This is a genomic window from Actinocorallia lasiicapitis (genome assembly GCF_054778695.1).
The window spans coordinates 1-6,354 of sequence record NZ_BAAGZI010000347.1; the positions used below are offsets into that span (position 1 = coordinate 1).

Consider the following 6,354-nt stretch of genomic DNA (forward strand, 5'->3'; position numbering starts at 1 on the left):
GGTCGCGACCGTCGCGCTGACGGGCGGGGCGCCCGCGCTGGCGGAGTTCACGCTGGTCGTCGGCCGTCCGGTCAAGCCGATGCTGGCCGCGTCCGCGCCTTCGGTCGCCGAGGCGATGGCCGGGGCCGACGGGCCGGTGGGCGTCGAGCAGAAGATGGACGGGATCCGCGCGCAGCTCCATGTGGACGGCGCCGAGGTCCGGGTGTTCACCCGCACCCTGGACGAGATCACCGACAGGGTGCCCGGGGTGGTCGCGGCGGTCGGCGGGCTCGGCCTGGGCACGGCCGTCCTGGACGGCGAGCTGATCGCGCAGCGGCCGGACGGGCGGCCCGAACCGTTCCAAATCACCTCCTCCCGTGCCGCCACCGCCACCCGGGAGGGCGGCGCGGCCCCGCTCTCGGTGTTCGTGTTCGACGTGCTCCATCTCGACGGCCGCGATCTGCTCGACGAGCCGGGCTCGGTCCGGCAGCGGGCCCTGGCCGAGGCCGTCCCGCGGGAGCTGCGGATGCCGCGGATCGAGACGGCCGATCCGGTGGCGGCCGAGGCGTTCTTCGCCGAGTCCGTCCGGCTCGGGCATGAGGGCGTCGTGGTGAAGTCCCTGGGCACCCCGTACACGGCGGGGCGGCGCGGCGCGGGCTGGATCAAGGTGAAACAGCGGCACACCCTCGATCTGGTGGTGCTGGCCGTCGAGTGGGGCCACGGGCGGCGGCAGGGCAAGCTGTCGAACCTGCATCTGGGGGCCCGTGATCCGGAGACGGGCGGGTTCGTGATGCTCGGCAAGACCTTCAAGGGCCTGACCGACGAGCTGCTGGCCTGGCAGACCGAGCGGTTCCAGCAGCTCAAGACCAGTGACGACGGCTGGACGGTGCGAGTCGAGCCCGTCCAGGTCGTCGAGATCGCGTTCGACGGCGTCCAGCGCAGCACCCGCTACCCGGGCGGGATGGCGCTGCGCTTCGCCCGCGTGCTCCGCTACCGCGACGACAAGACCGCAGAGGAGGCCGACACCGTCGACACCGTCCGCGAGCTCGCGGTCAACCTCCCAGCCTGACGGGGTTCACCAGATCGGCGTAGGCGAGCAGGACGCCCATGACCAGGATCAGCCCGCCGACCACATAGGTCAGCGGCAGGGCTTTGGCGACGTCCACAGGCCCTGGCGCCGGCCTGCCGGTGAGCCGGGCGAAGCCGCGTTTGACGCCTTCCCAGAGGGCGCCGACGATGTTGCCGCCGTCCAGCGGCAGCAGGGGCAGCAGGTTGAACGCGCCGACCGCGAAGTTGATCGAGCCCAGCAGCAGGATGAAGATCGAGATCTTGCCGAGGTTGTCCTGTTTGGAGGTGAGGACCTCGCCGCCGATCCGGGACGCCCCGATCACCCCCATCGGGCTGTCGGCCTCCCGCTTCGCCCCGCTGAACGACGCGTGCCAGATGCCCCGCATCTTCTCCGGGAAGTGCGCGAACGCCTGGAGGGTGCCGGTGGCCATCCCGCCGATCTGGGTGAGGACCGCGCCGGGGCCCTGCCGCACGTACTCCAGGGCGGGGGTGATGCCGAGGAATCCGGCCGTCACGGTGCCGCCCGGCTTGGACAGGTCCGCGACGGTGTTGCTGATGATCGTCGGGGTGAGCGTGAGGGTCTGGTCGCCGCGCCGGACGGTCAGGGTGACGCGCTGCCCGGCCGAGTCGCGGATCAGCCGCTGGAAGTCGGTGTAGTCGCCGATCGGGGCGCCGTCGAAGGCGGTGATCGTGTCGCCCGGCTTCAGTCCGGCCGCCGCGGCGGGCGTCAGCGGGTCCTTCGGGGTGCATTCGCGGAGCTGGGTCGCGGCGGGCAGCACGCACTGGGCGACGGTGCCGATGGCCGTGGTGGGCTCCTTCAGCCCGATCCCCATCATCGCGACGGCCAGGAACAGGAACGCCAGCAGGAAGTTCATGGCGGGGCCGCCGAACGAGATCAGCGCTTTCTGCCACCACTTCTTCTTGTAGTAGACGCGGTCGCCGTCGTCGGGGCCGACCTCTTCGAGCGCGGAGGCGCGGGCGGCGTCGATGAGCTGGCTGAACCGGCCCGTCGAGGACGGCCTGAGCTGCCCGTCGGGGTCGCCGGGGCGCGGAGGCAGCATCCCGATCATCCGGACGTACCCGCCCAGGGGGATCCATTTGACGCCGTACTCGGTCTCACCGCGCCGCCATGACTTGATCGTCGGGCCGAAGCCGACCATGTACTGCGGGCAGCGGACCCCGAACTTCTTGGCGAAGACCAGATGGCCCACCTCGTGCAGTGCGATCGACCCCATGAGGAGCACGAAGAACAGGACGATCCCCAGGACGAGCACCAGGCCCCCTCCGCCAGCCGCAAGATCTTTGCGACGGTCTGCCTACCCGGGCCCCATCACGGCCAAGCGGCCACCGGAAACCCTTGCGCAAACCTGCCCGCAGCGCGCCGCCCGCTTGACCCGCGGCCATGCCTTATGGATCTTGTCCGCGCGCAGTGGGACTGACGATTCCTAAGACACGGCCTAACTCAGGAGCTGGGCGCGGAGGGCGGCGAGGTGGGGGGCGATGTCGATCTCCTTGTCGGCGAGCCAGGAGTCGTCGTAGTAGGTGTGGGTGTAGCGTTCGCCGCCGTCGCAGATCAGGGTGACGACGCTGCCGCGCTCGCCCCGCTCGCGCATCTCGGCGATCAGCCGGAGCGCGCCCCACACGTTGGTGCCGGTGGAGCCGCCGACCTTGCGTCCGGTGACCTCCGACGCCCACCGCATCGCGGCGATCGAGGCGGCGTCCGGCACCCGGATCATCCGGTCGATCACGGTCGGCAGGAACGACGGTTCGACCCTGGGCCGGCCGATCCCCTCGATCCGCGAGCCCTTGGCCGTCACGGACGGGTCGCCGTTCACCCAGGACTCGTAGAACGCCGACCCCTCCGGATCGACCACGCAGAGCTTGGTCTGCATCTTGCGGTACCGGGTGTAGCGGCCGATGGTCGCGGCGGTGCCGCCCGTCCCGGCGCTGACCACGACCCAGGACGGTTCGGGGTGCGGTTCCAGCGCGAGCTGCTCGAAGATCGACGCCGCGATGTTGTTGTTGGCCCGCCAGTCCGTGGCCCGCTCGGCGTAGGTGAACTGGTCCATGTAGTGGCCGCCGGTCTCGTCGGCCAGCCGCTGCGCCTCGGCGTAGATCTGCGACCCGTCCTCGGTGAAATGGCACGAACCGCCCTGGAACTCGATCAGCGCGATCTTCTCCGGGCTGGTCGACTTCGGCATCACCGCGACGAACGGCAGCCCCAGCAGCCGGGCGAAGTACGCCTCGCTGACGGCCGTCGAACCGCTGGACGCCTCGATGACGGTCGTCCCCTCGCGCACCCAGCCGTTGGACAGCGCGTAGAGGAACAGCGACCGGGCCAGCCGGTGCTTCAGCGACCCCGTCGGATGCACCGACTCGTCCTTCAGATACAGGTCGATCCCCCAGGCCGGGGGCAGCGGGAACACATGCAGATGGGTGTCGGCGCTCCGGTTGGCGTCGGCCTCGACCTTGCCGATCGCCTCCGCGATCCAGGCCCGGCAATCCGGTTCACACCGATCCACGAAGTCCATACGTGATCTCACTCTCAACTTGCCGATTCCGCCAGGACACCCCAAGGCTAAGGTCACAGGTCACGCTGTGTGCATGATGGGTGGGTAGGTATCGGGGGAGCCTGTGTGGGATCTGTTCGCGCGCAGGGTGCTGGAGACAGGACGCCTGCCGCTCTTCTGTTTTTTCGTCGCGTTCATCGTGACGTTTCTCGGCACGCGCCTGAGCGTTCGGCTGATCAGGGCCGACCGCGGGTGGATCCTGCGGAACGTCAAGGCGGGCGACACGCACATCCACCATGTGGTGTTCGGGGTGATCTTGATGATCGTCTCGGGGGTCGCCTCGTTCGCGCTGGACGACGAGCTGATCGGGCCCTACGCGGTCGCCGCGGCGCTGTTCGGGGTGGGTGCGGCGCTCGTCCTGGACGAGTTCGCGCTGATCCTGCATCTGCGCGACGTCTACTGGACCGAGGAGGGCCGCGCCTCCGTCGACGCGGTGTTCGTCGCGATCGGGGTGACGGGACTGCTGCTGCTCGGGGTGCGGCCCACGCTCTTCGACGACGTCGCGGGCGCGTCCGGAGCGGCGGGGGTGGCGCTGTGGATCGGCAGCCTGGTCCTGCATCTGGCGCTGGCCGTGGTCTGCCTGCTCAAGGGCAAGATCTGGACGGGGCTCGCCGGGCTGTTCCTGCTGCCGCTGCTCGTGGTGGGGGTGATGCGGCTGGCCCGGCCGTTCTCGCCGTGGGCGCGCTGGTTCTACGACCCGGACGGCCGGAAGTTCCGGCTGGCGCTCGGCCGGGAGCAGCGGCTGCGACGTCCGCTGATCCGGGCCAAGATCTGGTTCCAGGAGGTCATCGCCGGCCGGCACGGCGATCGCTCTCAGCGAAATTCCCAGGATGAACAGGGAGAACTCGAACGCGTCACCAGCGGGCCGAAGCACTGACCGTGGTTAGATGATCGCGAACTCCCCACGTTTATGTAACTACAGTAAGTTACCTGGGGCGCTGATGATTGTCTTCTGGTCGATGCTGGCCGCCGTCCTCGCCGTCGCGCTCGTCTTCGTCGCGGCGAAGGTCTTCCACCGGTTCGGGCAGGACGACGACTCCCCCGACGGGCCGACCGCCGCACACGCAGGCGGGATGCTCTCCGCGCTCTTCCTGCTGATCTTCGCGATCGCGGTGATCATCCCCTGGACGGTCGCCGACAGCGCCCGCCAGAACACGCAGGCCGAGGCGCAGGCCCTGGTGGAGGCCTACTGGGACGCGGGCGACCTGCCCGCCGCGCAGCGCGACGAGGTCCGCGCCTCCCTGCGGGACTACACCCGCTTCGTGATCGACGACGAGTGGCCGTACATGGTGGCCCACGACGACACGAGCCCCGAAGGCTGGAAGATCGCCGACGAGTTCAGGGCACGGACCGGCGAGTACGACCACCCCGACAAGACCAAGGCCAGGGAGGCCGCGGACGGCGTCATGGCGAACATCGAGGACCTGTTCGCCGCCCGCCGCCAGCGCGCCTCGGACGCCTCGTCCGGGCTGCCCCGCGGCGTCCTCGCCCTCACCCTGGTCAGCGGACTGATCATGATCGTCTACCCGTTCCTGGCGGGGGCGCGGCCGCGCGGCATGGCCTGGGTCCCGCTGACGATCATGGCGGCGATGCTGGGCGTCAGCATGTACCTGATGTTCAACATCAACCACGCGTTCTCCGGGGCGCTCGGCGTCGACACGACGGCCTACGAGACCGCCCAGCAGGAATTCACCCGCATCCCATGAGAGATCTGGTCAAAGCCGTCGGCTGCGCCCTGTGCGCGATCTTCATGGGCGGCGGCCCCGCCCTCGCCGGCCTCACCGGCCCCGCCGGCGAGCCGTCCCCGTCACCCGGACCCTCCGGCGACGGCCTGACCGCCCTGGTCCAGCTAGGCCCCACCACGATGATCTGCGTCTGGGCGCACCTCCCGCCCGTCCCCCTCGACCTCTACCTCACCACCGGCGACGCTTCCTGCACCCCCACCCACCCGGCCGCCCCCACCCCACCCGGAACCCCCTCCCCGAGCCCCACGTGGCCCGGAACCACGTCCCCCAGCCCCACCTCGCCCGCACCCACGTCGCTTTGGCCCACCTGGCCCGGGACCGCGACGCCCGGACCCACCTCGTCCGTACCCGCGTCGCCCTGGCCCGCAACCTCCGGCCCCACCTCCCCTGGACCCGCGTCGCCCTGGCCCTCGTGTCCCGGACCCGCGTCGTCCGGACCCGCGTCGTCCGGACCCGCGTCGTCCGGACCCGCGTCGTCCGGACCCGCGTCGTCCGGGCACACGTCACCCGGGCCCTCGTCGCCTGGGCACGCGTTGCCTGGACACGCGTTGCCGGGCCCCGCGTGGCAAGGACCGGCGTCTCCCTGGCCCACGTGCACCGGTCCGGTATCGCCCGGGCCCGTGTCGCCGGGCCCGACGTGGTCCGGGTCGGTATCGCCCTGGCCTACGTGGCCTGGGTCCGCGTCGCCGTGGCCCACCCTCACGATCACCTCGGGACCGGCCTGGCCTGTGCCGACGATTCCGGCGCCGGGCTCGGTCGGGCCTGTGACGGCCGTTCCGGACGGGTCGAGCCCCAGGCCGCCGGGCTTTCCCGCTGCCTCCACGCCTGCGGTGCCCGAGCCGGGGCTGACGGTGCTGATCTCTCCTGGGCACACGCCGCGTGAGTTCACTCCGCGACCGGTGTTTCCGCCGCCGTTCGGGCCGTGGCCGCTCGCGCCGCAGCCCGGCGTGACGCCGCCGAAGCCGCGTCCGGCCGTCCCGACGCCTAAGGCC

At 70.9% G+C, this 6,354-nt stretch carries 5 protein-coding genes; 3 read left to right on the forward strand and 2 right to left on the reverse strand.

The genetic code is table 11. The features are described 5' to 3' along the window. Positions 1-1,048 (forward strand): ATP-dependent DNA ligase (locus tag ACYVE7_RS27055; RefSeq protein ID WP_460368439.1); only part of this gene is annotated, 1,048 nt, incomplete at its 5' end. Here the strand turns inward: ACYVE7_RS27055 and ACYVE7_RS27060 are convergent. Together ACYVE7_RS27060 and cds1 are read right to left on the reverse strand one after the other, a co-directional pair. Then, entirely contained in the window at positions 1,032-2,321 is a 1,290-nt protein-coding gene (locus tag ACYVE7_RS27060) for a M50 family metallopeptidase (protein WP_460368441.1), read from the reverse strand. The two genes, ACYVE7_RS27055 and ACYVE7_RS27060, sit on opposite strands and share 17 nt — an antisense overlap. A 183-nt stretch (positions 2,322-2,504) precedes the next feature. Further along, positions 2,505-3,578 (reverse strand): L-cysteine desulfhydrase Cds1, encoded by a 1,074-nt coding sequence (gene cds1 / locus ACYVE7_RS27065; RefSeq protein WP_460368443.1) that lies wholly within the window; start codon positions 3,576-3,578, stop codon positions 2,505-2,507. A gap of 103 nt (positions 3,579-3,681) precedes the next feature. Here cds1 and ACYVE7_RS27070 point away from each other — a divergent pair, with 103 nt between their 5' ends. Next, positions 3,682-4,494 carry a hypothetical protein gene (locus ACYVE7_RS27070; RefSeq protein ID WP_460368445.1) on the forward strand — a complete coding sequence of 271 codons (813 nt, stop codon included), beginning with the start codon at positions 3,682-3,684 and terminating at the stop codon, positions 4,492-4,494. A gap of 64 nt (positions 4,495-4,558) precedes the next feature. Further along, the gene (locus ACYVE7_RS27075) at positions 4,559-5,323 is read left to right on the forward strand and encodes a bestrophin-like domain (RefSeq protein WP_460368446.1); all 765 of its coding nucleotides are present in this window, start codon (positions 4,559-4,561) and stop codon (positions 5,321-5,323) included. Positions 5,324-6,354 lie beyond the last annotated feature (1,031 nt).